This is a genomic window from Rubinisphaera italica, assembly GCF_007859715.1.
Lineage (GTDB): Bacteria > Planctomycetota > Planctomycetia > Planctomycetales > Planctomycetaceae > Rubinisphaera > Rubinisphaera italica.
This window is the reverse complement of record NZ_SJPG01000001.1, coordinates 967,572-993,624: the sequence shown is the minus strand read 5'-3', so window position 1 is coordinate 993,624 and position 26,053 is coordinate 967,572. Positions and strand designations below refer to the sequence as shown.

Annotated in this window: 14 protein-coding genes; 3 read left to right on the top strand and 11 right to left on the bottom strand. The window is 50.1% G+C overall.

The features are described from left to right. Positions 1-45 precede the first annotated feature (45 nt). The 8 genes from Pan54_RS03805 to Pan54_RS03770 form a co-directional block, all read right to left on the bottom strand. Positions 46-2,103 (bottom strand): LamG-like jellyroll fold domain-containing protein, encoded by a 2,058-nt coding sequence (locus tag Pan54_RS03805; RefSeq protein ID WP_146502241.1) that lies wholly within the window; start codon positions 2,101-2,103, stop codon positions 46-48. Positions 2,104-2,588: 485 nt separating this feature from the next. Next, positions 2,589-3,044 (bottom strand): SRPBCC family protein, encoded by a 456-nt coding sequence (locus Pan54_RS03800; RefSeq protein ID WP_146502240.1) that lies wholly within the window; start codon positions 3,042-3,044, stop codon positions 2,589-2,591. A 53-nt stretch (positions 3,045-3,097) separates the two neighbouring features. Next, positions 3,098-4,489 (bottom strand): Si-specific NAD(P)(+) transhydrogenase, encoded by a 1,392-nt coding sequence (gene sthA / locus Pan54_RS03795; protein ID WP_146502239.1) that lies wholly within the window; start codon positions 4,487-4,489, stop codon positions 3,098-3,100. Positions 4,490-4,703: 214 nt separating this feature from the next. Next, entirely contained in the window at positions 4,704-5,750 is a 1,047-nt protein-coding gene (locus Pan54_RS03790; protein ID WP_146502238.1) for a prenyltransferase/squalene oxidase repeat-containing protein, read from the bottom strand. A 3-nt stretch (positions 5,751-5,753) separates the two neighbouring features. Beyond that, positions 5,754-11,297, bottom strand: coding sequence for a DUF4175 family protein (locus tag Pan54_RS03785; protein ID WP_146502237.1), 5,544 nt, complete (start codon positions 11,295-11,297; stop codon positions 5,754-5,756). A gap of 449 nt (positions 11,298-11,746) precedes the next feature. After that, complete coding sequence (locus Pan54_RS03780; protein ID WP_146502236.1) at positions 11,747-14,248, bottom strand: hypothetical protein; 2,502 nt, start codon at positions 14,246-14,248, stop codon at positions 11,747-11,749. A 116-nt stretch (positions 14,249-14,364) separates the two neighbouring features. Continuing rightward, complete coding sequence (locus Pan54_RS03775) at positions 14,365-16,173, bottom strand: prenyltransferase/squalene oxidase repeat-containing protein (protein WP_146502235.1); 1,809 nt, start codon at positions 16,171-16,173, stop codon at positions 14,365-14,367. Positions 16,174-16,355: 182 nt separating this feature from the next. Beyond that, positions 16,356-17,393, bottom strand: a complete 1,038-nt coding sequence (locus Pan54_RS03770) for an ATP-binding protein (RefSeq protein WP_146502234.1) — start codon at positions 17,391-17,393, stop codon at positions 16,356-16,358. A 124-nt stretch (positions 17,394-17,517) separates the two neighbouring features. Between Pan54_RS03770 and Pan54_RS03765 the strand changes: the two genes are divergently transcribed. Together Pan54_RS03765 and purL are read left to right on the top strand one after the other, a co-directional pair. Continuing rightward, positions 17,518-18,561, top strand: a complete 1,044-nt coding sequence (locus Pan54_RS03765) for a hypothetical protein (RefSeq protein ID WP_146502233.1) — start codon at positions 17,518-17,520, stop codon at positions 18,559-18,561. A 226-nt stretch (positions 18,562-18,787) separates the two neighbouring features. Then, the gene (gene purL / locus Pan54_RS03760) at positions 18,788-21,700 is read left to right on the top strand and encodes a phosphoribosylformylglycinamidine synthase subunit PurL (RefSeq protein WP_146502232.1); all 2,913 of its coding nucleotides are present in this window, start codon (positions 18,788-18,790) and stop codon (positions 21,698-21,700) included. Between the two features lie 104 nt (positions 21,701-21,804). Here the strand turns inward: purL and Pan54_RS03755 are convergent, their stop codons facing one another. The 3 genes from Pan54_RS03755 to Pan54_RS03745 all read right to left on the bottom strand — a co-directional run bounded on the left by Pan54_RS03755 (position 21,805) and on the right by Pan54_RS03745 (position 24,871). Next, positions 21,805-22,905: a hypothetical protein gene (locus tag Pan54_RS03755; protein ID WP_146502231.1), complete on the bottom strand. Its 1,101-nt coding sequence runs from the start codon at positions 22,903-22,905 to the stop codon at positions 21,805-21,807. A gap of 271 nt (positions 22,906-23,176) precedes the next feature. After that, positions 23,177-24,427 carry a Gfo/Idh/MocA family protein gene (locus Pan54_RS03750; RefSeq protein ID WP_146506292.1) on the bottom strand — a complete coding sequence of 417 codons (1,251 nt, stop codon included), beginning with the start codon at positions 24,425-24,427 and terminating at the stop codon, positions 23,177-23,179. Positions 24,428-24,430: 3 nt separating this feature from the next. Beyond that, on the bottom strand, positions 24,431-24,871 hold the full coding sequence (locus Pan54_RS03745; RefSeq protein WP_146502230.1) for a universal stress protein: 441 nt from the start codon (positions 24,869-24,871) through the stop codon (positions 24,431-24,433). A gap of 152 nt (positions 24,872-25,023) precedes the next feature. Here Pan54_RS03745 and Pan54_RS03740 point away from each other — a divergent pair, with 152 nt between their 5' ends. After that, the gene (locus tag Pan54_RS03740; RefSeq protein ID WP_146502229.1) at positions 25,024-26,049 is read left to right on the top strand and encodes a D-2-hydroxyacid dehydrogenase; all 1,026 of its coding nucleotides are present in this window, start codon (positions 25,024-25,026) and stop codon (positions 26,047-26,049) included. The last annotated feature ends 4 nt before the right edge of the window (positions 26,050-26,053 follow it).

The following is a 26,053-nucleotide window of genomic DNA, read 5'->3' as shown; positions in this document are numbered from 1 at the left end:
GAAGTGGCTATATGATTTCTTGGCGACAATATTTACGACTAAAGATTACTCTTGAACCTCGGTCAAAGTCGCTCCTCCAGAAATACGAGAATGACGTTTCTTTGGGCCGCTGTCATAAGCGAATGGAGTCAGGTCGTAATCGAAATTGTAGAGCAGAGCCGTATTCTTGTCGGCACTTAAACGTCGTTCGGGTGTAAAGTCTGCGGTATAAACAGCCCCCTTCGAGACCCGGACTTCATCGATCCAACCCTGGAAGTATGACACTGGATTTCCTTTTCCATCAGTATCGGCCCCAATGTAGAAAGGCAAGCCATTGGTTCGTCGTGTCCACTTCGGATCAACCTCTGTTCGACCAACTTCTTTTCCATCCAGATACATGGTCACCGATTGACCATCGAATACAGTAGCGATGTGGTGCCACTCCCCCGTTGCGATAGTGACATCCGGTCTGACCGAACGATACTCTCCACCCAGGTGGACTGTTGCATTAGGATGTCCATTGGACATGAAGATAGAAAATTCACTGTTTTCCGTTTTCGCCAGAAATCCGACACGCGAGCTGAATGCCTCAGCATTAAACCAGGCTTCTACGGTAAATGGCCCCTGCCCCAGATTCAAATCTTTGGAAGCAACGGCAATCGTGTCATCAATTCCATCCAGTCTCAAGGCTCGATTAACGAGGTTGCCTTCCGGTGGAGCAAATTCATATTCGACGGTAACAGGGACGGTCAATGTTGGAATCGTGTAGCGAGTCGTTTCCGCCAGATAATCCTGATCAAGGATCAAATTCACTCCACGAAACGCCTCATCAATTTCACTTCCTGCATAACGGAATTGGAATTCAATTGATTTCGATTCTCCGGGCAGCAGACGATCGTGTGTGTGATCCGGCGTCATGATCCAGCGGTTATCTTCACTTTCAGGAACGAGAGTAAATTCCACAGGACGATTAGTCGGATTATTGAGGGTCGCTTTGATTTTCGAGGGTTCAGGTCCGGTTTTAGTGTAAGAAATTCTTCCCTCGATCTTCGGAAGTTCTTTCGTCAGCGTCACGGTTTCGGCCTGCAATTCTCCGGTTAACTCACGCACATCCATCGCTTCCCCAACGGGAAACGCAGCCATGGCAACCTGTCGCGGGCGAACAGTAATCACATGATACTGATGCAGATAACCAGCCTCCGGGACCGTCCCCTGCTGACTTCCACCAACAGTCGCGAGCGTCACATAATCAATTCCATCCTGTGGGTCGTAACGCATCCGGTGAATGTGACCGGCAAAGACAGCCGTCACGTTACCAGTATCCAACAAAGTGGGGTGCACACGAGAAGTCCAGTCATCGCCATAATTTTCTCCCAACCAACGGGGATGATGCAGGAACAGAAACTGATGATCGCAATCTTTTCCCCGCTCAAGTGCATCCGATAAGAACTTGTACTGAGCATCACTGACTGTTTGAGCAGAAGGTTTTCCGAAAGTTTTCTCGCCAGTGACTGGATCCCCTTCATCTGAAAAGAGCACGATAAAGTTGCAGTTCTTATGCTCGAACGAATACCAAAGCGGACCGAAATGCATTTCGTAATGATCATCGTGCTGATTGAATGGCATACTCTTATCGCTGAGCGGGCGCCAGTAGACATCGTGATTGCCTGCAACGGGAAACCAGGGACATAGCAGGTGATCCATGATGCCCTTAAACTCTCGCATCTGCTCCATCCATAGTTCGGTCTGATTATAACCGTTAATCAAATCGCCAACTGTCATCACCAGATCCGGTTCGAGCAGATTGACATCCCGCACGGCATCGGCCAGAACATTCACACCTTCGGTAGGGCCCCCGGTGCGATCTCCAAAGACTGCAAAGGTGAATGCTTCTTTTTCTTCCGGAAGCGGCAGTGTGATTCGACTTGAGCGTGTCGTGTAAAATCGATCCTGATGTGGAGCAACAGTGGGATGTTTCTCATTATGCTGATGCAAATGACGCGAATGAATCAGATTTTTTGATTCCGGCTCATCAGCACAAGAATGCTCCACTGAAGTGGAAGTACTATAGGAGAAAATTGAAAGTACGAAAAGTAGATAAATTTTGGGGCGTGGTGATTTCATAGTCTTTCAGGTGGGTCCTTCTGAGGGTACTGAAAAATTGTGGATTCAACTTTGATTTAATACCTTACCGTTTATTAAATCAGCAAGGAGTGATATTCACTAAATGGGAGTTTAAATCACATATATTATTTTTTGATTAATCCTCTTTGAATTTGGATCTAATGCATATGTCTGCCAGTTCGCGAGTTTTTCTCAGTGCATGTTCCGGGAAAACTTAGTGATCGCTTCCCTCCACTGCTGTTGAACAGCTGCAGGACACACTTGAATACCTCTTTCAGCGTATTGCCGAGGGAGCAAATCTTCCAGCGAATGAAGTGGTAGACATCAGTAATCAGCCAGAAAAACGCGACAAAAATCGCTGCCACGATTTTCAGAAATAGCATCATTGGCAGAATCCTCAGTGGCTGACACGATCATCATAAAGAGTTATGTATCAGTGTAGCCCGTGGAATCCTGAAAAAACAATCGACTTAAGATGAAAACGTTTAGCCTGCTTTCACCAGAAATTTTTCCAGTTGTTGATGCCGATAGAATAAGCCGTCTTCCATGTGCTCGATGATTCGATTTTCCGTGAGCATAATTCCAACAATGCCGCCGGGCGGTTCAAATTCGATGTGATCGATGATTCGCGTTTCGTTATCCGATACAGACACGAAATCGTGCGTATGAATCCATTTCGGTAATGGCCCTTTGACAAGTTCTTCAATGAACTGGAGTGGACTGGCAAATTGTGTGATCCGATGCGTGATTTTCTGGACCATGCCGAATGTTTGCACTGCGAATTGAAACTCGACACCTGCCGAAAAACGATCGGGGGCATCCAGAAACCTTAAGCCGGCCTCGGGTGGACTGATCCTGGATAGATTTTCCGGTTGCACCAGAAAGTCAAAAACCTGATCGATAGGAGCAGAAAGAACAGTTTCATGAGAAAAATTGGGCATCGTCGATCAAGTACTTCCAGAAAACCAGCAATTGAGAGAAATTAATCAGGGCATTAAAACAGACGGTTATATCCATTCAAAGCAGCCACTCGATAAGCTTCCGCCATGGTTGGATAATTGAACGTCGTATTCATGAAATACTTCAACGAATTGGCCGTTCCCTGTTGAGACATGATCGCCTGACCAATGTGAATAATTTCTGTTGCATTGAATCCAAAACAATGAATTCCCAAAATTTCCAGAGTGTCTCGATGAAATAGAAGCTTCAGCATTCCAACCGTTTGCCCGGTTATCTGAGCACGGGCAATGCTCTTGAACATTGAATGTCCAACTTCGTATGGAATACAGGCTTCCGTTAAGTCGCGTTCTGTTTGGCCGAGCGAACTGATTTCCGGACTCGTATAAATCCCGGAAGGGATGTCGCGAATCATGGCTTTATCTGCATGACCATCAATCATATGACTAGCAGCATATCGTCCCTGGACATAAGCTGCGGAAGCCAAAGAAGGTGGTCCAATCACGTCGCCTACGGCATAAATATGCGGAAGCTTCGTCTGGAAATCCTCGTTCACTTCAATTTGTCCGCGTTTATTGGGCGTCAGATCAATCGTCTCCAGGCCCATTTCATTTGTGTTTCCCTGACGACCTGCGGCCCAGAGCAAACAATCGGTTTTTAACATTTTCCCCGATTGCAAATGCAAAATCGCTCCATCTTCTCGAGTCTCAACACGTTCGAACACTTCACGATGTCGAATCAACACACCGCGTTCACGCAGATGATAACTGAGGGCATCGATAATTTCGTCGTCAAGAAATTCAAGAAGCTTATCGCGACTGTTGACCAGATTGACTTTACATCCCAGGTTCCGGAACATGGACGCATATTCACATCCAATCACACCTGCACCGTAAATGGTGACGGACGTTGGAGTGTGATTCATTTTCAGGATCGTGTCACTGTCGTAGACGCGAGGATCATTGAAATCGACTCCCGGAGGCTGGAAGGGGCGAGATCCCGTCGCGATCACGAATGAGGCTGCAGTGACTAACTGACAACCACCATGCTCTTCGCACACTTCAATCGTATTTGCATCGACAAAACGAGCATGACCGAACAGGAGCGTGACTCGATTCCGGTTGTAAAAACCCTGCCGCATATCGACCTGTTTGGCGATAACCGCTTCGGCACTGCGACGCATTTCCGGAAATCCGAGTTTGAGCGTCATCCCCAAATCTTTCGTGAAGCTGCTGGAATTAAATTCCGTCATGCGAAAAATCGAATGTCGCAATGCTTTACTGGGAATCGTTCCCCAATGTGTGCAACCTCCACCAATCTGTTTGTATTTCTCGACAACGCAAACATTTTTGCCTTCCTTCACCGCCTGCATGGCGGCCCCTTCTCCTCCGGGGCCTGTGCCGATAACAACGACATCATAATCGTACATGGAGTGCATCCTCTGAATTTATCACCGTCGTTTCCGACGTTCCGCAATGGTCTGGTTCATAATCATCCCTGCCTGAGTCGAGAACTTGGTCGTCTCGGCAGAATAGTTCGGCGCAGTGTCAGCTTAAGGGAAGAGCCGGGAATTCGACAAGAGACAAAGAGGGTTCTTGGAGATCCGAGAGTGGATTCTCTTAAATCAGTGATTCTTCATGCTTTTAACGCTGATAGATCGGCAGGTAGCGGTATTCAATTGCTAAAGCCAGAACTGACAAACTCGTCGAATAGACCTGCCCTACCCGACGTTCAGAAGCATTTTCAGAGGACCAGCTGCCGTCGGCATCCTGCTTTTCCAGCAACAAACTGAATAAATCTCTCCGAGTCTGCTCCCAGTATTTGCCTCCAATTTTGAACATCCCAACGGAACAGTAATAGACTCCATAAAAAAAGTAAGAATCGCGATAGTCCAGGGGGTCCTTTATAATATACTCTGCTCCACCGACTGCTTCGGGACTCTCGTGGACTCCACAGACTTCCATGCACAAAATTCCTGTGCCAGTACGAGTTGCAGTTGGTCCGCCGCCGGGCTGATAGCCAAATCCCTTTTGATCACGCGTGGCACACATTTTGACATACTCGACTGCCAGATCGATCGACTCAGCAGGAACATCACACCCAATATCCTTGGCAGCTCGTAATGCCAGCAATTGCCATCCCGTCACACTCAAATCGCTATCTCGGCTCGATGGTTGATAACGCCATCCCCCACGCTGCCGTTCACTCTTGGGAACCGCCTGAGCCTCCAGGATGAGTCGGATGGCACGCTCAAGAGCCCGACGTGCACGAGCCGCGTCTTCAACCCCCAACATCCCAACGACCTCAGCCAGCATCAAAGTACTGATACCGTGGCTGTACATCGGGCCATGGCTCGTTTTATGAATCAGCATGCCGTTGGCTTCCTGATGATCGAGCACCCAGCGGATTCCTTTGTCGATCTGATCGCCATACGGACCTTCTCCGGGAACATGCCCACCCGCCAGGAATGCCATCACCGCCAATGATGTCGAGGCCGTCGATTCCCCAATATTATCAATCTGCCAGGCCCCATTGGGGAGTTGTCGTTTTGAAAGATACTCCAGCGCATTTTCGATGGCGACATCGACATCCTTATCGCTCCATTCATCTGCCTGCACTAAGCATATCGGGCAAACGAAAATCGAACTGATTAATACCGTGGTTACGGCAACCGTTTTCAAAAACTGCATGGGTTACTTCTCCGACTTCTCTGGCGCTGAAAGTGATTTGAAGTAACTTTGAATCAACGGTGCATATTCCTGATCGATTGTCCGACGGCGAGCATCAGTCAAATCGGCCTCGAGTTCTCCCTGCTTCTTTCCCCAGTCTCGCATCAATGCAGAACGCATGACCGTTCCATCAGGTTGTTCATTCCCGGACATCAACGTCTGATTTCCCTGATTGGAATCGGCATCTTCCGAAGGATTCGAAGGGGAACCTTCTGCCTGAGCTTGCTGTTGAGACATGTTATTCGAATTCTGTTGCGGTGGTTGCAGATTCTGATGAGCCTGATTCAAATCCTGAGCCGCCTGAGCTAACTGTTGTGCCAACTGCTGCAAGGCGGATTGCTCACTGGATGGAGTTGGCTGACCGGATTGTGGACTTTGCTGACTGTTCGCCTGCGATTGTGAGGGATCCCCTTCGCTGGCAGGAGTATTTGGTGAGCCCTCCGAGTTCGCCTGCTGCTGTTGAGATTGTTCCTGCATCGCATTCTGAAGTGACTCTTTTGCCTGTTGCAACATTCTTGAAGCGTCAGCAGCTTCATCCCCTACATTTTCCGGAACCATAGTATCTCGTTTTGTATTGGCTAATTCAGAGGATTGTTTTGCCAGTTGCTGTAACTGCTGAGCCGCCTTCTGGGATGCCTGTCCAGATGATTGCAAATTCCCATCCTGACTTTCCTGTAAGGACTGCTGCATATTTTCAGTGGCTTCCTGAGAGTCCTTTTGCAGATTAGCCAGCTGTTCAGAATTTCGTCGCTCATCAATCGGTTTTGCCTGACTTTCTTCGGCCAGACGCTTGAACGCTTCTGCCAATGCCTGCGTTTGCACCTGAATCTCGGCTTGTGTCATTTCCCGTGCCTGTTTTGAGGCCTGAGGATTTTGTGACAGAGCTTCCAATTGCTCGGTAACCTCCTGTTGCTGTTCGGCCAATTGCTCAGCTGCATGTTGAGCCGGTTCCGACTCCAAGCCCTCTTCAGAAGCTTGTGACAAATTCTCACTTGCCTGCGAAGCCTCGGACGTCCCCTGCTGCAATTGACCATTCTTCAATTGCTCACTCGCTTTCTGAGCAGCATTCGCGGCATTCCGCAATTTTTCATTGGCTGATTTCTGATCAGGATTCATCGCTTCAGCTTGCTGTGCTAATTGCTCAGCTTGCTCGGCTATCCTTTGTTGAGTCGTCTGCAGGGCTTGCAGAGAATCGCTGAGTTCATGAGCAGAAGGAGTTTGCTCCGGTGTTGTCTCCGCTGGAGCGGGACTTTCCTCAGAGGTCTGAGGTTCTGCGTTGGGAGTCTGAGCCATTTCCTGTGATGTGGCTGATTTCGCTTGAGCAATTTTCCGATCGAGCTCTGCCAGTTTATCCTGCAGATCCTGTGCTAATTGCTTCGAGTCCGGAGCAGGTGATTTCGGATTGTCTTTCTGCGGTGTATTCTCGGATACCATCTGTCGTTCGATTTGATCAATCGCCTGTTCCAGATTATCAGCAGCCTGTTTTTGAGCCTGAGTCGCCTCTTCCGGTTTGGACTCCTTCAACGCTTCAGTCGCCTCTTTCTGAGCCTGCTGGGCGTGCATACGAGGCAGCGCAGCCGGGCTGCCGGTGAGACGTTTTGTTTGATCGGCTATCGACCGCTGCTCGTTCGCCAGGTTGCGAAGTTTGTTATTCAGGTCCTTTTCTTTTTCCGGAGCACTATTATCGGCAATCGTTTGATTCGTCTTCTCATTCAACTTCTGTTGAGCCTCTGCCAGACGCTCCAGTTCTTCCTTCACTTTCTCTGGAGAAATCTGATCTTTCGGAAAGCGGAGCTCTTTCAGTTCTGGTGAAAGATTGGCTTCGTTCCAGGCCTGCGGTTTCGATTTGCTGGCTGCATTTTCTGCAGTCGCAGTATCATTTTGCTCTGCTGGCTTTTCACCATTTGAATTTTCCTGAGGAGTTGACTGATTATCATCGGCACTCTTTTCAGGATTTGCGGAACTCTCAGCTGGTTTTTCCGTTGCTTCAGCCGGTTGATCCTGAGCCTTTTGATCTTTCGCTTTCTGAGCCGCGCCTTTGATCGCCTGATTCAACTCGGCAAGTTGTTCGGCAAATTTTTGCTGTGTTTCTGCGGCTTTTTTCAGATCATTCTTTTTCAACTCTTCATTAGCCTGCATCCCGGTTTTAACCGCTTCTGCCAGTTTATCTTCTTCACCGACAGAGTCTGCTCCGAGAGCATTTCTGATTTGTTCGAGTTGACGTTTGGCTAATTCCGGACCGGCATTCGGATCGGGTTCGCCTTCCTGATTCGCTTTATCTGCCGTCTCTTTAGCCAGTTGTTCGGCCTGGTCCTGGAGAGGTTTCAACCGCTGATCAGTCATTACAGCGCGTTTTTCAGGCTCTTTGATATTCCGTGCCAGATTTTCGAGATTGCTCGCCGCATCCCGCAGGCGATCATCAGCTCGATCAGTTCTGGCGAGCAGTTCTTCAGACGATTCATCCATCTTCAAAATGGCATTGCGTTTATGAGGATGCAAATTCGGTGGAACATCGACCGCATCAGCCGCTTCCATTAAGCCTGCTAATTGCTCGGCCAGCTTTTGCTTTTCATTGTTGATTTTCTCGATCGCCTCGTCATTCGCTTGCTTCCGCTCGGTCAAATCGGCCTGCTGTTGTTCGGCCTCATCATCCAGGGGTTTATTCCTATACTTATTATCGAGATTCTTCTGTTCCTGTTTCAGATGCCGATCCTGTTCGTCGAATCCTTTTTCCTTTTCATTATGGTCATACATTTTTTGAGCAAGTTCGCGGCTGCGCTTTGCAATTTCGTTGGCTGCTTGCTGAGCATCGTCAGGCAGAGGTTGAGCCTGTTCCGATTGCTCCTGGAATCGTTCCAGTGCTGCTTTAGCTTTTTCGAGAAGCTCGGACGCCTTACCCAGATTTGTTGACTCCTGTTCGTGGACTGCTTCTTTTGTTTTCGAGGGATCGAATAACGGTGCCGCTGTTTTCTGAGCCTCCTCAGCAGACTTGCTGGCCAATTCCTCCGCCAGTTCCGCAGTCTCTTTCAATTCTGCAGTGAGCGGCTGCTGCATTTCTGACTGGACCTGCTGATCCGCTTGTGTCGCCTCAGATAATGCCGTCTGTTGTTTGGCGAGATCTTCAGCCACTTTCGCGGCTTCGGCAATTTCCGAAAGCAGAGAATTCTTAGCCGCCTGTTTGAGCTCGGGACGACGATTCATCAACTGTTCCAGATCCTGCGTCAATGCCGCCCACTCGTTGTTCAATTTTTCCAGAGGTTGCTGTTCCAGAGACTCCGGCTGCTCTGTCTGCTCCTGCTCGGTATTCTCTGCAGAGGAGGATTCATTATCTTTCTGCTCAGTTTCATTCAACTGCCCGGCTTGTTCCGCGAGTTGCTTTGCGCGTCGAGCCAACTGTTGAAGCTCAGTCAATTCTTCTTCAATCCGCTCGGCATCACGAAGTTGATTCAACAATCGATCCAGTGACCGCTCCGCTTCGCGGATCTGTTCTTCATGCTTACGGATCAGTTCAATCGAATCGTTTTCATGCTTCGGTGCAAACTCTTCGAGCGTTTTTGCGGTCTCTTCAATCAATTCCTGAGCCGGCTTCACCTGCATTTGTGAAAGGGCAGTTGTGATGGGACGCGTCTCCAGTTTGCGTGCCAGATCTTCCAGCTGCAGTGAGAGTGAGAGTTTTGTCTGCATCCATTCGGGACGCTTTTCTTCGATTTTCTTATCGGCTTCTGGACGAGGTTTCGGATCGAGTTCGTGACGTTCTTTCTCGATTTCCTTGCGATGAGCGGCGATCTCATTCTTCACGATATCGGCATGACGACGCACATTGGCGTAAAAGTCTTCGACTTCCTGACCGGCTATCGTTTTGACATCATTATCGATCATCAGCACCCGCCGCGATGTCCAGGTTTCATTGGGTCCAGGAACAGGGCGACCATCTCGGGCGACTGCTCGATAACCGATAATATCTCCAGCTTTCAACTCGAGTCGAGACAAATCGATTTGATATTGTTCACTCAACTGTCGAACTTCAGAGCCTGTCTGTTCCGATTTCCAGTCGATCAAAACTGCGTTGTTCTTGGCTGCAGAAAGATGTTCAACGAGCACATGCACGTCCATCAGCCCAAAGTCGTCATCGGCCTGCAGTTCAATGGGAATGACATCGTTCATTTTCACTTTGACGGGATCGTTCGTGCCACCCATGTCAATTCTTGGGGCACGATCGGGGACAATTTGAATCAACCGATGAGGTTCGTCGATATTCTTCAAACCATTTGAGCTGGAAACGGCAAACTGGAATTGATCGGATTGAGTAGCCAGCGTGCGAATCGTCGCCTTGAGCCCGTCATCCGATAAAACCGCAGGCTCGCGTAAGGTCGCCAGAGTGGGTGACGTCGATTCATTGGGATCAATCAAATTTTCTGCAGGACCGGCATCCGTAAGCCGCTGAGTCTGCCAGACCCAGTCGGCCTGGGCAACAGGATGTTCGAAGGTCAGTTCTGCTGTCAACTGACTCCCTTCAATCACACGAATCGTGCCGATGGCTCCTTCGATAACCGACTGAGGCACATTTGTGTAAGCTGGAGGATCGATGACTAATCGCACATCCACAATCCGCGGGCGATCGGCCACTTCAATTGTATAAGTTCGAGAACGGGCACTGGTGCTCGATAGATTGTAGGTGATGTTCGCCATCAACTGAGGAATCTTGCCGACATAGGCATTTCGGCCGACATCATACGACATTTCCCGCGACTGCGATTCACCCCGCTCGTTGGTCCAGGTAAGACGAATTTGTCGGGGAAGTGTTCCTTCGTGATATCGCCACTGCGGTTCCGCAACAATCAAGGCATCGTTGCCGCGAGGAACTGTGCGATCTCCGTTTTCGACAATAAACGTCAAATTGGTGGCCGAGTCGAGATTCACCCACGGCGTAAGCAATCTCTGCCATAACAAGGAATAGCCCTGAGCATTCAACAGGAATGGAAAAGCGGCAACGATGGTAAACAGCGTCGCTCCAACCAGAGCAATCGCCATCGAACGCAGGGAAAGACACTCCCACAGGTCGATTTTTGTTAATCGCGTATTCGTTTCCTGTCGCAAACGATCCCGCATGAAGGCCGATTCGAGCAGACCATGATACGGATTCATTGAAAGTTCAACGGTCGAACTGACACGTTCCTGCAACTCAGGAAAGGAGCTGTCAATCATATACGCCAGTTCCGGCCAGCGTCGTTTTCGAGCCAGCGGAACAATTAGCCATTGATAAACCAGCCAGAGTACCGTCAGCCCGAGCAGGCAGAGGAATCCGAAACGGATACTCCCCGGCAATGGGAACAGGTAATCCGTCGTGAGGAACAACGAAGCCAGCACCAGACCGACAAACATCAGCCCGCCGAAACCTTTGGCAAAGCTGACCCAGCGGAGACGACGATCCAACTGAGCCAGTTCGTTCCGCAATTCTACGGGCAAACCAGCAGTTGATGTCGCAGAGTGAGGATAAGTCTGACTCATCAGGAGATCCATTTCCGGCCTGAAAGGCTTTGTAACAACGACTTACTGTTTAATATCGTGCCACGGCTCTATGAGCCGTGTTGAACGACGGTGTGTAATTTTTGAATCGTGTCAAATCTTTAAATAAACTATTTGGATAGCCCCGAAAGATTCTTTCGGGGCGGCGCAGCCTGTGAGAAAATTCAATCTTCAAACTGAAGGCCTCTTGTGGACTTCGTCCACCCAGATAGCGGAGCTATCTGGGCTACCCATCTCATCTTCCCTTCTCCCTGGGGAGCGGTCATCTCTCCTTCTCCTTGGGGAGCGGTCATCTTTCCTTCTCCTTGGGGAGAAGGGGCCGACGGCCGGATGAGGGGATCCCTTCGACGCTCTTATTTCAATCAACATCAAATTCCCTCACCCTAACCCTCTCCCAGAGGGAGAGAGGACTTTGTAGACTCAAACGTATTTTAAGGCAAACCGTACCATTTTCTAACCAGCCACTCGGCTGTCAGTATTCCCATGATCATCACAAACATTAACCAATGATTCCAGAGGGGAAAGTCCGTTTTTTCTTCCAGCGTGAGAGAATCTGGATTCAGTCTTGCCAGAAGTTCATCCATTTGATGCGGCAAAAACACGGCTCCGTTCGTCGCAGCTGCAAATTGTTCGAGTAGCGAACGGTCAGCAGAAAGCTGATTTGTCTCGCTGTTTTGTCGAGGATTCACGAAATACTTCGCTTCAATGGGGACTGGTCCCAGTGGAATATCCGCTGCTGTCAGTCGCAAACGATACTCCCCGACGGGCAATTCCGGAATCTGAGCTTCATGCAGCATCGGTTCAGTTTCGAGTCCGACCAATGGAAAACGCATGATGGGGACCAGCTGATTTTCGTCACTCGGATAGACTTCAATTTCCGCTCGAATTTCACCGGAGGTATTCTGCAATAGTTTTCTCGACCAGCGAGCCCGGACTGTCGTCTGCTCCCCTTCCTCAACTTCCGTGGAGTCGATAGCGAGCCGGACATCATCGGAACCGGCAGAGGATCGCATCTCGGCTGCCCAGCGCGACATCTGACCCCAGAAACGATAATGATCTTTATCCCCGCGACGGGATCGCCATCGCCAGGTACTGTCGATGCCCAGCCATAACACACGACCCAATCCATAATTCTGCACGACAATCGCCCCGGCTGGTCGCGAAGTCGTTGAGGAAATTGTTCCTCCGACGGGCGTAGCCAGCACAACGGCTCCCGGTTTGGGATCGCCAACCAGTCCGTGAAAGTGTCCCGGCAAATTCGCCCAGGCTTTCAGATTCTGTGCGTTATCGGTATCCAGCTTCATCACAGGATGCTGCTCACCCTGCGGCGTCAATTTCAGATGAAAACCGCGAAGATTCGGACTCGGTGCCGTTTCATTGCGATTCGATTCAATATGTCGAAAATGCTCAATCGGCATCATCTTGGCGAGAATCGGATTTTGCATCACGGCTGAGAAATGACGCTTGCCTGCTGAGACAACCAGCGTACCACCTCGTTCACCGACAAACCGCTCCAGTTTCTCCCAGGTTCCCTGATCGACCGAACGGGGATCGGCATCGCCCCAGATGACCATATCCATCTCATCAAAGGGACCGGCTGATGTTTTTGCGTTCGGGAGTGAACTGTCAAAAAAGGAGTGTGGTAGCAATCCGAGATAAGGCTGCTCAAACAGAACCGCATTCAGATTGACGCGATCATCTCGCTCGAAAGCGGCATCCAGAAAACGAAATTCCCAGCGGGCTTCGCCATCGACCAGCAAAATGCGTGTGGTATCATCAATCACATTGATTGCGAATTCCTGCTGATTATTGTCCTGCTTGGTCTCCTCCAAAGCACTCCCCTGATCCGCATTCAGTTCGGCAGAGGGGCTCACATCGACAATAAACCGCTGACGCCCGGGAGTATTCAAGACAGGACTGAATTCGACATCGGCAAAACGTTCGCCGCCGATCACTTCATGCGTCAACCGGCTTCCGGTCGTCACATCGGTCAGTGTGACCGTAACATTGCGTCCCTCGTAGCCATTTGTTGTTGCCCGCACACGGATCAGTGGCTGATCTTTCTTATAAACCGATTCCGGATGATCGGTCGATTCAATCGCCAAATCGACCGGCTGAGAAACCGAGCCTGCCAGGATGCTGAAGATGGATCGCGATTGCCCCGAAAGTTGTTTCAGCTGAGAAAGCGGCTTTTCACCGGAAGTGTCGACCCCATCACTGACGACAATGGCAGCCGTGCAGTTTTCGCGAGCCGCAATTTCATCGAGGAGTTTTGTAAATGATGTCGATGCCGAGGTAACTCCATCGGCCAGAGCTTCGCGGGATCCAGCCAGATCTTCCCCAGCAGTTCCTTTGACCGAGCGGCTAAACAGAACAACTTCAACTCCAGAAATATCTTTGAGCCGGTCCAGCAAACCGATTTTTGGAGCCGACAAAAGTTGCCGAGCCAGATCGAACCGACTCATGTGGTGCGTTGTTTCATTATAAGAAATCGGACTATCGGTTTCATTGCTTTCAATAACTTTCTGGCCTTCTTCAGAGTCCGCTTCAGCCACAGAAGAAACGCTCGAATCTTCCAGCACATCCTTCTTAATCATCCCCAGACCAACAGCCCACTGTTTGCGTTCTTCATCGGTCGCATGCTCATCGACCAGATCCATACTTTGAGAAACATCGAGCGCAACCAGTACAGACATCTGCTCTTTGAACGAATTCGTCCAACTCATAGTCGGCTGTAAGGCCATCAGCAGCAGAACCGCCAGCAGCAGGACGCGGAGAGACATCAATGTCCAGCCAACTGGAGCAGAAACGAGCTTGCGTTCGTACTGGTATAACCAGACCACCAGACCGACAGCCGTCAGAAAACAGAGGATGAGCAAAGCTGCCCAGCCGTAGGATTCGAGGCCAATGTATGTCAGTCGCTGTGAAATCATGCAGTTATTCTGCTGAAGATGGAGGAACTCCCTGAGAAACGTCTATTATGGCGATTCTTCAACAATTTCGCAGCTAAGAAATTGCTCAAAGACAGGAAACATATCATTATTCGTGCTTATCGCACCAATTTCAATGCGTTTCTTAAAGCCGATGTCGCGAAAGACAGCGGATACAGTTTCTCGTAATACCACAACTTTGCAAAGTAAAAGCCAATTGGAGACGACTCAGCAATTTTCCCCAGTTCCACCTGATGAACCAGCCAGTTCACGCCCCGCTGGATAATTTCGGGATCGGATTTACAAGCGATCAGGGCATCGACAGCCAGAGCAGTCTCTTCGACGGATGAAATCACATCTTTTGCCCCGCCCCAGCCTCCATTCTCATTTTGAATCGAACTTAGAAACTCGCAACCTTTTTGCATTCGCGTTTTACGCTCAGACGAATTCGTTTCTTCATGCTCGACGGCATAAGCCAGTAAGACTCGGGAAGTTCCATAGACTGGATTTTCATCTTCTTTGGCAAATTGATTCCCAAACCAGAGTGGCAGCCACGCTCCATCCGGGCGTTGTTGACGATCCAGAAAACGAAAACCACGAGCGATTTGACTCTTCGATCCCGGTTGAGTCTCCATCAAGGCTCGCAAAACATGGGCAGTAATATCGGGAGAACTTCGATCAAAGGGCAATTTCCCCCATCCTCGACAAAATGTCGGCCAGCCGCCATCACGATTCTGCAGTGAGAGCAGCCAGACATTCGCGGCAATAATAGCCGAGTCAATCCGATTTTGAGTCGATGAATCAACTCGCACTTTCAAATGTGAGAGGGCAAGAATCGCTCCCGGAGTGTCGTCGGCATCGGGAACGCCGCCCGATAAATCGGTCCAGGCCCAGCCGCCGGGATCGGCATTTGTGTAAGGATGCACTTCCTGATATTGCTGATCGAGCAGCCACTTAACAATTGGCTCGACAGCTTCTTCAGGCAAATCATCATTCAGAGCATTCAAGCTGAGTGTCGTGGTCCAGGTCGCCAGATTTGTATCAATTGGCCAACTGCCATCCGGACGAACGGAGTCCTGTAGAAATCGAACCGCTTCTTTGACCACGGGTGATTCATGATGCCCGGCTGCGACCAGACTCATCGTCACAAAACTGGTCAATGGCGTGGCTTCGAGAAATCCGCCCGTCGTCGGCTGAATTTTTCTCAACTTTTTCAATGAAGAAGCTTCGGAGAAATTACGAACGAATCGCCACGGCAAAAACCAAGTTGGCCGTTTTCGATGTTTCAACACTCCAATCGCAATCAAAGCCGGCAGCGCATAACTGACAACCGGCAGGTTGGCCCACTTGTACCAGTTCGCAGGCAGACAAGCCATTTCAAAAGGGAGCTGATTAACCTCTCTCCAATCGACCATCCCACCAAGAGCCGCCTGCATCAGGATGGGAACGGAAAAAGTTCGGTCCCTGCCGTATCGCTCCCTAACAGCCTTTACCCCACCAATTCGCTCAATATATTGATCAGTGTTTATAAGATACGACTCATCAATCATGGATTTGAGCGAATCCGTATTCTTCGTAATCTCAAGCACAGCTCGAACGAGCATCGTCGTCGAGATATTGCTCAAACTTTTCGGAGTGTCTCCCCAGCCACCATCGTTATTGCGTTCAGAAAGTAACCAGCGTATGCCATTCGAAATCAGCTCTGGCAAAGCATTCAATTCAACGCCGGAACATTCCGCTCGCTGCACCTGAATCAATGCCATCACCGCAGTTGCGGTCGAAAGAGCCGAGGTCGATAACTCACCTTCCCAATGCCCCTGTTCAACACGTTCATTCAACAGGAGTTGACGACACGTGAGATACGCTTCCTGCAGACGAGAGTCTGAAGAATGTTGAGTGGTCAGATTAACGCCGACTAAGTCTGTCATGATTGCATAATAAGTTAAGGCGAGCCGTGCCAGTCATGGCACGGGTTTTATCATGATCTTTGTGCATAAACAATCGTGATAAACAGATCAAGAATGACTCGTACCCACCCGTCGCATGACTGCGACGGCTCGCCTGGTTTAATATTGTCCCGGCTTTCCGCTTTCCGCCATCCGCTTTCGTCTCAGAGAGACAACTCATCCAGACTATCCATCAAGTCATCAAGTTCATCTTTCGGTTTAGAACCTTTATCGGCCTGCCGTTTTCTCAATCCGACCTCTTCGCCCACCGCATCACGACCATCGGCGACCAGCTCCCGGTCGCGTTCCCGCACCGCGATATCGATACTGTTTTCCGCTCCGAACAACTTGGAAAGATCGATCTTAAACCCAGCGACTTCGCCGGGAGCTCCCGCAATGGCGGGGGTTTTGTGGCCGGGGAAAATAATCGCATTCTCGGGACAGACCCGACTGCAAGCCGGGCAGCCTTTTTTGCAGTTGTCCTGCGTTTCGACGAGAATCAAATCGCTGTCGGTCACGCCATACACACCGAACAGACAAAAATCGATACACTCCAGACAGTTCGTACAACGTTCGTAATCGATGACCGGATACCAGCGTCGCTTCACCGGTTCCGGCTCTTCGACTGCAGGTGCCTGTCCATTTCCATTTGTCTGGGCTGCCGGCGCCTCCGGTGTTCGCAGATATCGCTGCAACTGCTCCGGTTTCGGGCTCCCCTGAATCCAGCCCATCAAATCAACCGTCTCCACCGACTTCTCTTTGGCGATCCGCTGGATTTCATTGAAGTAGTCATCGACTGAAGAACTGACTCGCAGATCGATGCAATACAGTTTCCGCTTCGGCAATTCACCCATCCCAACACCGCGACCGGGAGATTCTTCAGCTTCGTCTCCCATCTCGTCGTCATCGACCTCTTCTTCAAGCAGCGTCATCCCTTCCTGACCGCGAACTCCCTGACGATGCAAAACCCAACGGGTTGGACGAGGGTATAACCAGGAGAGAACGACCAGATCGCCCGGCACCGATTTCAGAAAGAGCATCCCCGTATGTTCAGCATGCAAATCGTAAAGATGCGGCACGACTGCGACTTCGACCGTGCCGTCCATTAACAGACGGGCGGCCAGCGTTTCTTCCAGATCTTTATTTTTCGGATTCTTACTTTGCGACTGTGAAATCACGACCGTCAGTTTTTTACCAGCCATAGGTGGGACCAATTGGGGATTGAAGTTTCAATGTTAGATATTATCAGAGTATGCTGATTGTACGCGAGAATCTACCATTTCGGGAAATCGATCAGCCCAGAACCGTAAAAAGGCACTATTAATCATGAATTCTCCCACATGGGCTCTCTTTTCACTTCTGCTTGCAGGCATTTTCACCAATGAACTGCTGGCGGAATCGTCTGCGGTCATTCAACTGGGCAGCCAGTTTCAGGCTCAGGACACCGAAACCGACTATTCCAAGGCTGAAAACGAGGATCAGAAGGCTGGACTGGAGAATTTATCCTGGACACCTCAGCCCTTTTCCGTAGATCTCGAAGCAGCCGAGGAATCTTCTGCAGATTTTCTAGTCCGGTTTCCCTCTCCAATTTCCAGTCAACATCCGGAAAATGATCGAGCCTGCCTGGAATGGTATGCCGCCCGCGATGAAGCCGGACAGTTATTAAACCGACCGGCTATTGTCGTCGTTCATGAATCGGGTCGCAGCATGCCCGTCGGACGCCTGTTTGCCCGCACACTCAATCGACGGGCTTATCACACATTCCTGTTGCATCTGCCCAGTTATGGAAAACGCAGCTGGGGAACTAAGCCGACACCTGAGGAATTACTCGTGCTGATTCGGCAGGCGATTATGGATGTCCGTCGCGCTTACGATGCCGTGAAGAGTATTCCGATTATCGATCCCCACTGCATCGCCTTGCAGGGAACCTCTCTGGGCGGACTGGTCAACGCGACCGTTGCCGGAGTCGATTGCCAGTACGATGCGGTCTTCCTGATGCTCGCAGGAGGCGATTTCATGAGTATCATTGCCAACGGCCAGAAAGATGCCGCGAAAATGCGAAAGGAACTGGAAAAAGCGAATATCGATCCCAAAATCCTGCAGCCAGTTATCCACCAAATTGAACCAAACCGCTTCGCCTCGGGAGTTCAGGCCGAGAAAGTCTGGCTATATTCCGGCAAATACGATCAGGTCATTCCACTGGAGAACGCGATTTCATTCGCCAAAGCCGCAAACCTGACACCCACTCATCACATCCTCATGCCCGCCAACCACTACACCGGCATCATCTACATCCCCATGATCATGCAACACATTCACGAGCAGATGGAAACGGTTATGAAGTCGAATTCGTTACCAAATCAGCAATAATGGTGACCGTGTAACAAGCACGAAGCGCTAGCGAGTGAATCTGAATCGCCAGTATTGAGTGGCTGGAGGCCAGAAAATCACTGCATTATTTTTGCTGATCAATGAATATGCTGAAACTGATATTCCTTCAGCCATCAATGCCGGTCGATTCAAATTTTCGGCAATCCTATTATGATACGCACAGGGAAAATCCGTTCCGTTGTTCGTTCAGAAAACAAGTGCTGCCATGCTTTGGGAAATCGAAATCATCGCTCAACAACCGTATGTTGATCGTGAAGCCAGTCGTGTTGTGAGTGAAAGTGGCGGATTGGGCTGTTCCACGATCACAAAAGTCGCTTCCGCTCGAGTGTTTTTGATTGAAGGAGAACTGGAGCTGGCACAAGTCGATTCCATTCAACGACTCCTCACAGACCCCGTTACCGAACAGGCGACCATCAAAAGGCTCGATCTCGAAGGCTCTAGCGACAGTGCAGAATCTGAACAGACACAGGTTAACGTCCTCTTCAAGCCGGGCATGACCGACAATGTCGCCTACAGCACTCGCCGCGAACTTCAGGAGCGGGGCTTACCCGTGACTGATGTCGCCACCTGCCGGCGTTACTGGTTCGATGCCTCAGCCGAGAATAGCGAAATTCAACGCACAATTGCCAAAACACTCGCCAACGATGCCATCGAACGCGTTGTCCGCGGACCTCTTCAACTAAAAACCATTGCGATCGGGCACGATGTTCCCTTCGAATTGAAGACCGTCAAACTGGCCGGGCTGAGCGATGAAGAACTGATGACTATCAGCCGGGAGAATCTACTCTCGCTATCTCTGGTTGAAATGCACACCATTCAGGACTATTTCGCCAAACTGAATCGCGATCCGACCGATATCGAACTTGAAACCGTCGCTCAAACCTGGAGCGAACACTGTTCTCACAAAACCCTGGCTGGCCGCATTCGCTACACCGAAGGAGGACAAACCCGGCAATTTGAAAACATGCTCAAGGAAACCATCTTCGCCGCCACCGTGCAAATCCGGAAACAGCTCGGTGAAAACGACTGGTGCGTCAGTGTGTTCAAAGACAATGCCGGGATCGTCACGTTCAACGATAAATACGACGCCTGCTTCAAAGTTGAAACTCACAATCGCCCTTCTGCACTCGAACCTTACGGCGGAGCCAACACCGGCATTGGTGGCGTGATTCGCGATTGCCTCGGCACAGGATTAGGCGGACGTCCGGTCGCGAATACAGATGTCTTCTGTTTTGCTCCTCCCGAAACACCACACAGCGAATTGCCTCCCGGTGTTTTGCATCCCAAAACAATTGCCCGGGGCGTGATTTCCGGTGTTCGCGATTACGGCAATCGTATGGGTATTCCGACTGTCAACGGAGCGGTTTACTTCGATGACCGCTACATCGGCAACCCGCTCGTCTTCTGCGGAAATGTGGCTGTCATTCCAAAAGGAAAATCGGAGAAAGTCGTTTCGCCAGGCGAATATATTGTCGCCATCGGTGGCCGAACCGGACTGGACGGTATTCATGGAGCGACATTCTCCTCGGCAGTGTTGACCGATAAAAGCGAAGAAACATCTGGCGGAGCCGTGCAGATTGGGAATGCGATCACCGAAAAAATGGTGGCTGATGTCGTGCTCAAAGCTCGCGACCGCAATCTCTTTTCCGCAATAACCGATTGCGGAGCTGGCGGTTTCAGCAGTGCCATCGGCGAGATGGGCGAAGAGACCGGAGCCGAAGTCTGGCTCGATCGGGCTCCACTCAAGTATTCCGGACTTTCCTACATGGAGATCTGGATTTCCGAAGCTCAGGAACGGATGGTTCTCTCGGTCCCAAAAGAAAAATGGGAAGAGTTTGAGCAGGTTTGTGTCAGCGAAGGAGTCGAAGCTGTCATCCTGGGTCTGTTCACAGATACGAAACAACTCGTCCTCAAGTATCAGGATCAACTCGTCGGCAATGTCGCGATGGCCTTCCTGCACGATGGTCGGCCGCCCATCATTCGCGATGCAACTTATACACCGAAACAGTCCACTCCCGTTTCACTGCCGGAAGGAATCGACCTCAATCAAACGCTCCTCAAAACATTGGGTGCACCAAACGTCTGCAGTAAAGAGTGGATCATCCGCCAGTACGATCATGAAGTTCAGGGGGGATCGGTCGTAAAGCCTCTCGTCGGCGTGAAACACGATGGCCCATCCGATGCTGCCGTCGTTCAACCCGATTTTGATTCTCCGAAAGGGCTGGTCATTTCCAATGGAATGAATCCACACTACGGCGAGATCGATCCCTATTGGATGGCCATTTCTGCAGTCGATGAAGCGATCCGAAACTGCGTCGCCGTCGGAGCTGATCCGCAGAAAATCGCCGTCCTCGATAACTTCTGCTGGGGCAATACCGATCGCCCCGAAACTCTCGGTGCATTGGTTCGCTCGGCTCTGGGATGCCAACAGGCCGCTCTCGAATTCGGCACACCATTTGTCAGCGGGAAAGATTCCCTACACAACGAATTCACCTACGAAAAAGACGGGGAAACTCAGGTCGTTTCTATTCCTTACTCCCTGCTTATTTCCGCACTCGGCCAGATCGATGAAATTGAACATTGCGTGACAATGGATTTGAAATCAGCCGGAAATCGCGTCGCAATTGTCGGAACGACTCGCAACGAACTGGGCGGCAGTCATTTCAATCTGGTGGAGAACCTGAGTGGCGGCGAAGTTCCGATTGTCGATTTCGCGGAAGCCCGAAATATTTTTGCAGCAATCTATGCAGCTCACAATCAACAACTGATCCGCAGCTGTCACGATTTAAGCGAAGGTGGACTGGCAGTCACTGCAGCTGAGATGGCGTTTGCAGGAGAACTCGGCCTCGACCTCTCCCTCGAAAACATGCCTCACACAAGTGATCTTGAAGACATCGCCCTGCTCTTTGCAGAAAGCAACAGCCGCTTCCTGATCGAAGTGACGCCGGAAAATGTCGACCAAATTGAAACCCTGTTTAATGAGGTTCCTTTCGCCTGGCTGGGTGAAGTGACCGATTCCTCTGAAGTTAGCATCCGAAATGCATCTGGTAATATCGTGATTAATCAGAGTCTCGTCGAGCTGAAATCCGCCTGGCAGAAAACACTCGCTTGGGGATAGAACCAGGATTAAACGGGTAGCCCAGATAGCTCCGCTATCTGTGTGGACGAAGTCCACAAGAAGTCATCAGTTTGAGGGAGAATTTTCCCCGAAGTCTTTGTCCTTTAAACCTGTACGATTCCGGAATCGTCGTCGTCACTCTGCTCGGAGTCCACTTCTGTAGATTTTTCCTCAAGCACTGCGACAGGATTTTTCTCCTCGCTACGGCAGGCGACGTGTAGTGGAACGAAGGCTTCAGGAGGATATGTCAGCTTTTCAATTTCATCGTGGGTCACTTCCCCATTTTCGCCAAGCTTGACTTTCTGCACGTAAACATCCACCGGCACTTGATCTTGACAATTCGGACAAGTCCACAAGCCGAGCGTCCAGTCTCCTGCCTGAATCAATTCATCTCCGGATCTTAGGGGTAGCGTACTCAGATGTCCGGATTGAAGCTCGCTCAGTATTTCATATTCGGGGCGATACGGTCCGAATATCGCTTTCTCTTTCCAGGAATGACATTCCACACAAAAAGGCTCGGCTGCTGCTGATCGCATCATGGCAAAGGAAATTCCTGCGACAATCAACATTTCGACAAGCCAGTAAATGATGCTGCCCGTATATCCCAGATTTGCTCCTTCCCGACCGGCTCGCCCCGAAAGTTCCACTCCCTGCTCTGCCGAGTAGTTCATGAAATCAGGAAAGGAATCAATCTTAAACAATCGCAGGGCTTGCTCGTCTGCCTTTAAGCCATTGACCAGCTCCTGAACATCCTCCGGCTGATTCTCCAGATCTCTGCTAAGTTCATCGATATGAGTGGCGACATATCGGATCTCAGCAACTTCTTCGGATCCCACGGCAGATTCAATCGATGAATTGAACGATCGATAGTCCATATAGTGCATTGTCAGCATCGCAATTACGCCCGCAGCAAAACCGGCGATCGCACAGATCAGCGGATTGCGAATGCGGAATTTTTTAATCAGTCCCGAACCAACAAGTCCAACCCCCAATCCAATCAATGCGGGGAAAATTATTATGAACCAGAAAAACTGCCCCACAAAATGGGCAATCACACCGAGAATAATCCCTGTGAAACCCAACCCACCACATAACTGCATTAACGATCCAAACGACATCCCTCCGTCAACCTGATACATATGCACTTCAAATGTACCGAGCGGTTTAGGGATAAAAGAACTCTCAACTGCAGTGGATTCGCTCATAATCGATCACTTTCTTGAGACTTTGATTTGTCGAGTCGAAACATCCTCAGGGAATGTGTTTCCAGAACCGGAAATAGAACTTGACTGAGAAGAATGTATCAGAAAGTGAACCAGTATAAATTGCAACTCTCAGTTCAAATTAATCAAAATTCAAACCCAAAATTGTTCAACTCGATAATACGTAAAATCACAAGCACGAAGCGCAAGCGAGTGTGTCAACGGAATACGGACACACTCGCTTGCGCTTCGTGCTTGTAAAAAACTTTAACGGCTAAGCATTGACTGAAATCGACTCACCCAGTTGAAAAGCACGATTTCCAAGATGGCAGAAATCGGAACTGGCACGACCTGTAGCAAAGTCGGATGCGAGGGGTACATTCTGGCGAATGGCATCCACAAAGTTTTGCACGTGCGGTTCCAGGGTTTTGCTGGCTGGTTGTCCGACGGAATTTTTGCTGTCGTAAACTTTCCAGCCACTGCGGTCTATTATAAGAGTTCCCTTTTCACCATAAAACGCGACCCCATGCGGACGGCCTTCGTGACCTCTGCTCGACCACTGACGATGTTCCCATACGATTGCAGCATCGGGAAAATCGTATTGAACGTGCAAGGTATCGGGGGTATCGCGACCATCGTTGAGATGATAGCTTCCACCAGTTGCGGTCACACGATTCGGCAAGTCGACCTGCAAGCCCCAGCGGGCGATATCGAGTAAAGGGACGCCCCACGAGCCGAGTTCACCGGAACCGAACGGCCAGAGACAACGCCATTGAAAATGCCAGTCGGGACCTGCCAGTTCGCAAGATGATTCCGGCCCCAGCCAGAGCTTTTGCTGATGTTGAGAAAGCGGATGAGGAATCGATTTTTCCGTCGTGATCAGTTTCTGACGTTTCACACACGCCCAGGCTTTGACGTAACGAATCGAACCGAGTTCTCCAGAATGTAGATACTCCATCGCAGAGTGATAATGCTGTCCACTGCGATGCTGCAGTCCGACTTGAACCAGCACACCAGTTTGCGAAAGCATCTGTTGCAAGCGTTCGCCTTCTTCCGATTTGTGTGTGGTCGGAATTTCCAGATAGAGATGTTTCCCGGCGTTAGCCGCCATGGCGGACATCCAGGCGTGGTGATGATCGGGAGTGGCAATCACCAGTGCATCCAGATTGGGATCGTCGAACAAGAAATTCGCATCCTCTTCGCTACGAACCTTATTGCTCTCCAGATTCAATTCCCGTCCTGCCCGTGCACGCACGGCGGCATCGACGTCGCAAATAGAGGCAATCTCACAGCCGCTCGTTTGCTGAAAAGTCCGAGCCAGTTCCAATCCCTGATTTCGTAATCCGATAATTCCAACGCGTACTTTATCCGCCTTGGAAAGATCACCAGAGAAGGCGCTCACCCTTGCCTGGGAAATATGCGATAAACCGACAACTCCCGCTGCAGCGGTGGCGGCATTGCGGGCACTGTCCCCCAGAAACTGGCGGCGATTGAGTGGTGATGAGGTTCGATCTGGATTCGACATAAATTACTCAGCATCTTCCCGGCGTAACACCAAGACAGGACAATGGGCATGACGAATCACGCGTTCGGCAACCGATCCCAGCAAGGCTCGTTTGATTCCATGATAACCATGCGAAGGAATCACAATCAAATCCGCATTGATCGACGAGGCATAATCGGCAATTTCCGTTCCCGGATCACCCACACGATTCAGGACGGTTACGCCCGTGAAATTGTTCTCTTTGATATATTCGAGTGTATGAGCACGAGCCGCATTTTCTCGCTCGACTTCATCCACTGCTCCCCAAGCTGCTCCCGGACTGACGATATCCAGCGGAAACATCACATGAATGGCATGCACCTGTTCGGGAAGAGAAACCAGTTCGAGAGCCGTTTCGACTGCCCGTTTGGATTCTCCCGAGAAATCAATCGGTACAACAACAGATTTTTTTGGTAACCAGGTCATTATTCGCCGCTTACCTTTCATTAGATTGAGGATTGCAATACAAAATGTCTCATCGACATCTTCTTATATTCTCTCATGAACGGGCCATTTTTCAATCAGCAGCGACCGTTTCTGCATATTCTTTTTCAGAAATTGGAAAGCAAACAGAGATTATGACGATTCCCGCCACGATATCCCGAAAATTACTGGTTTTCCCTGCGATCGATTCTGCCCGATTACAAACAATTCAGAACATTTCCAGACACCTGAACGTCGTGAATGCGACCGACAAAGCAGAGGCCCTGCTTGAAATATCCGATGCCGATGCCTTCTATGGCAAGATGACACCTGAGTTATTGAGCCGTGCAAATGCCCTGCAATGGATTCAAACACCCACCGCCAGTCTGGAGCATTATCTATTTCCGGAACTGATCGCCCATCCCGCACAACTGACCAATATGCGAGGTCTGTTTTCGGATGTGATTGCAGATCATGTGTTGGGCTTTGTCATCACTTTTGCCCGAAACCTCCATCTTTACCGAGATGCACAGTCCCGAAATCATTGGGGACCAATTGGCGACGAGCACGCTCAAACTGACTTCCTCGGTGGCCCGGGAAATGTGACACCAGTCGATCTGGCTCACAAGCATCTTTCAGATTGCACGATGGGAATCGTTGGCGTCGGTGAAATTGGACGGGAAATTGCAAAACGAGCTCATGCATTTGGAATGAAGCTATTCGGAGTAGATCCAAAGCCGACCCCAATCCCCGACATTCTGGAAGAGATCTGGCCACTTGATCGCTTGCCGGAATTACTGCAGCAATCCGACTTCGTCGTCATCGCCGCTCCGCACACGCCGAGTTCCGAGAAACTGTTTGATGCTGACATGATTTCGCAGATGTCACCAGAAAGTTATCTCATCAATATCGGTCGAGGAGCGATTGTCGACCTGGCTGCACTGACAGACGCATTGCTGAAAAAGCAAATCGCAGGAGCGGCATTGGATGTTTTTGAGATTGAACCACTCCCCTCTGGCCATCCCCTTTGGGCAATGCCGAATGTGTTGATCACACCCCACATCGCAGCCGCTTCACTTCGAGTTCCGGAACGACATCTGCAAATGCTGCTGGAAAACATTCGGCGGTTTCTCAATGATGAGCCGCTATTAAATTCAGTCGATAAGCAAGCTTGGTGTTAAATAT

Bases quoted from the DNA above. Each gene is read 5' to 3' on its own strand.
- Pan54_RS03805 (WP_146502241.1), bottom strand. From the start codon at position 2,103: ATGAAATCACCACGCCCCAAAATTTATCTACTTTTCGTACTTTCAATT.
- Pan54_RS03800 (WP_146502240.1), bottom strand. From the start codon at position 3,044: ATGCCCAATTTTTCTCATGAAACTGTTCTTTCTGCTCCTATCGATCAG.
- sthA (WP_146502239.1), bottom strand. From the start codon at position 4,489: ATGTACGATTATGATGTCGTTGTTATCGGCACAGGCCCCGGAGGAGAA.
- Pan54_RS03790 (WP_146502238.1), bottom strand. From the start codon at position 5,750: ATGCAGTTTTTGAAAACGGTTGCCGTAACCACGGTATTAATCAGTTCG.
- Pan54_RS03785 (WP_146502237.1), bottom strand. From the start codon at position 11,297: ATGAGTCAGACTTATCCTCACTCTGCGACATCAACTGCTGGTTTGCCC.
- Pan54_RS03780 (WP_146502236.1), bottom strand. From the start codon at position 14,248: ATGATTTCACAGCGACTGACATACATTGGCCTCGAATCCTACGGCTGG.
- Pan54_RS03775 (WP_146502235.1), bottom strand. From the start codon at position 16,173: ATGACAGACTTAGTCGGCGTTAATCTGACCACTCAACATTCTTCAGAC.
- Pan54_RS03770 (WP_146502234.1), bottom strand. From the start codon at position 17,393: ATGGCTGGTAAAAAACTGACGGTCGTGATTTCACAGTCGCAAAGTAAG.
- Pan54_RS03765 (WP_146502233.1), top strand. From the start codon at position 17,518: ATGAATTCTCCCACATGGGCTCTCTTTTCACTTCTGCTTGCAGGCATT.
- purL (WP_146502232.1), top strand. From the start codon at position 18,788: ATGCTTTGGGAAATCGAAATCATCGCTCAACAACCGTATGTTGATCGT.
- Pan54_RS03755 (WP_146502231.1), bottom strand. From the start codon at position 22,905: ATGAGCGAATCCACTGCAGTTGAGAGTTCTTTTATCCCTAAACCGCTC.
- Pan54_RS03750 (WP_146506292.1), bottom strand. From the start codon at position 24,427: ATGTCGAATCCAGATCGAACCTCATCACCACTCAATCGCCGCCAGTTT.
- Pan54_RS03745 (WP_146502230.1), bottom strand. From the start codon at position 24,871: ATGACCTGGTTACCAAAAAAATCTGTTGTTGTACCGATTGATTTCTCG.
- Pan54_RS03740 (WP_146502229.1), top strand. From the start codon at position 25,024: ATGACGATTCCCGCCACGATATCCCGAAAATTACTGGTTTTCCCTGCG.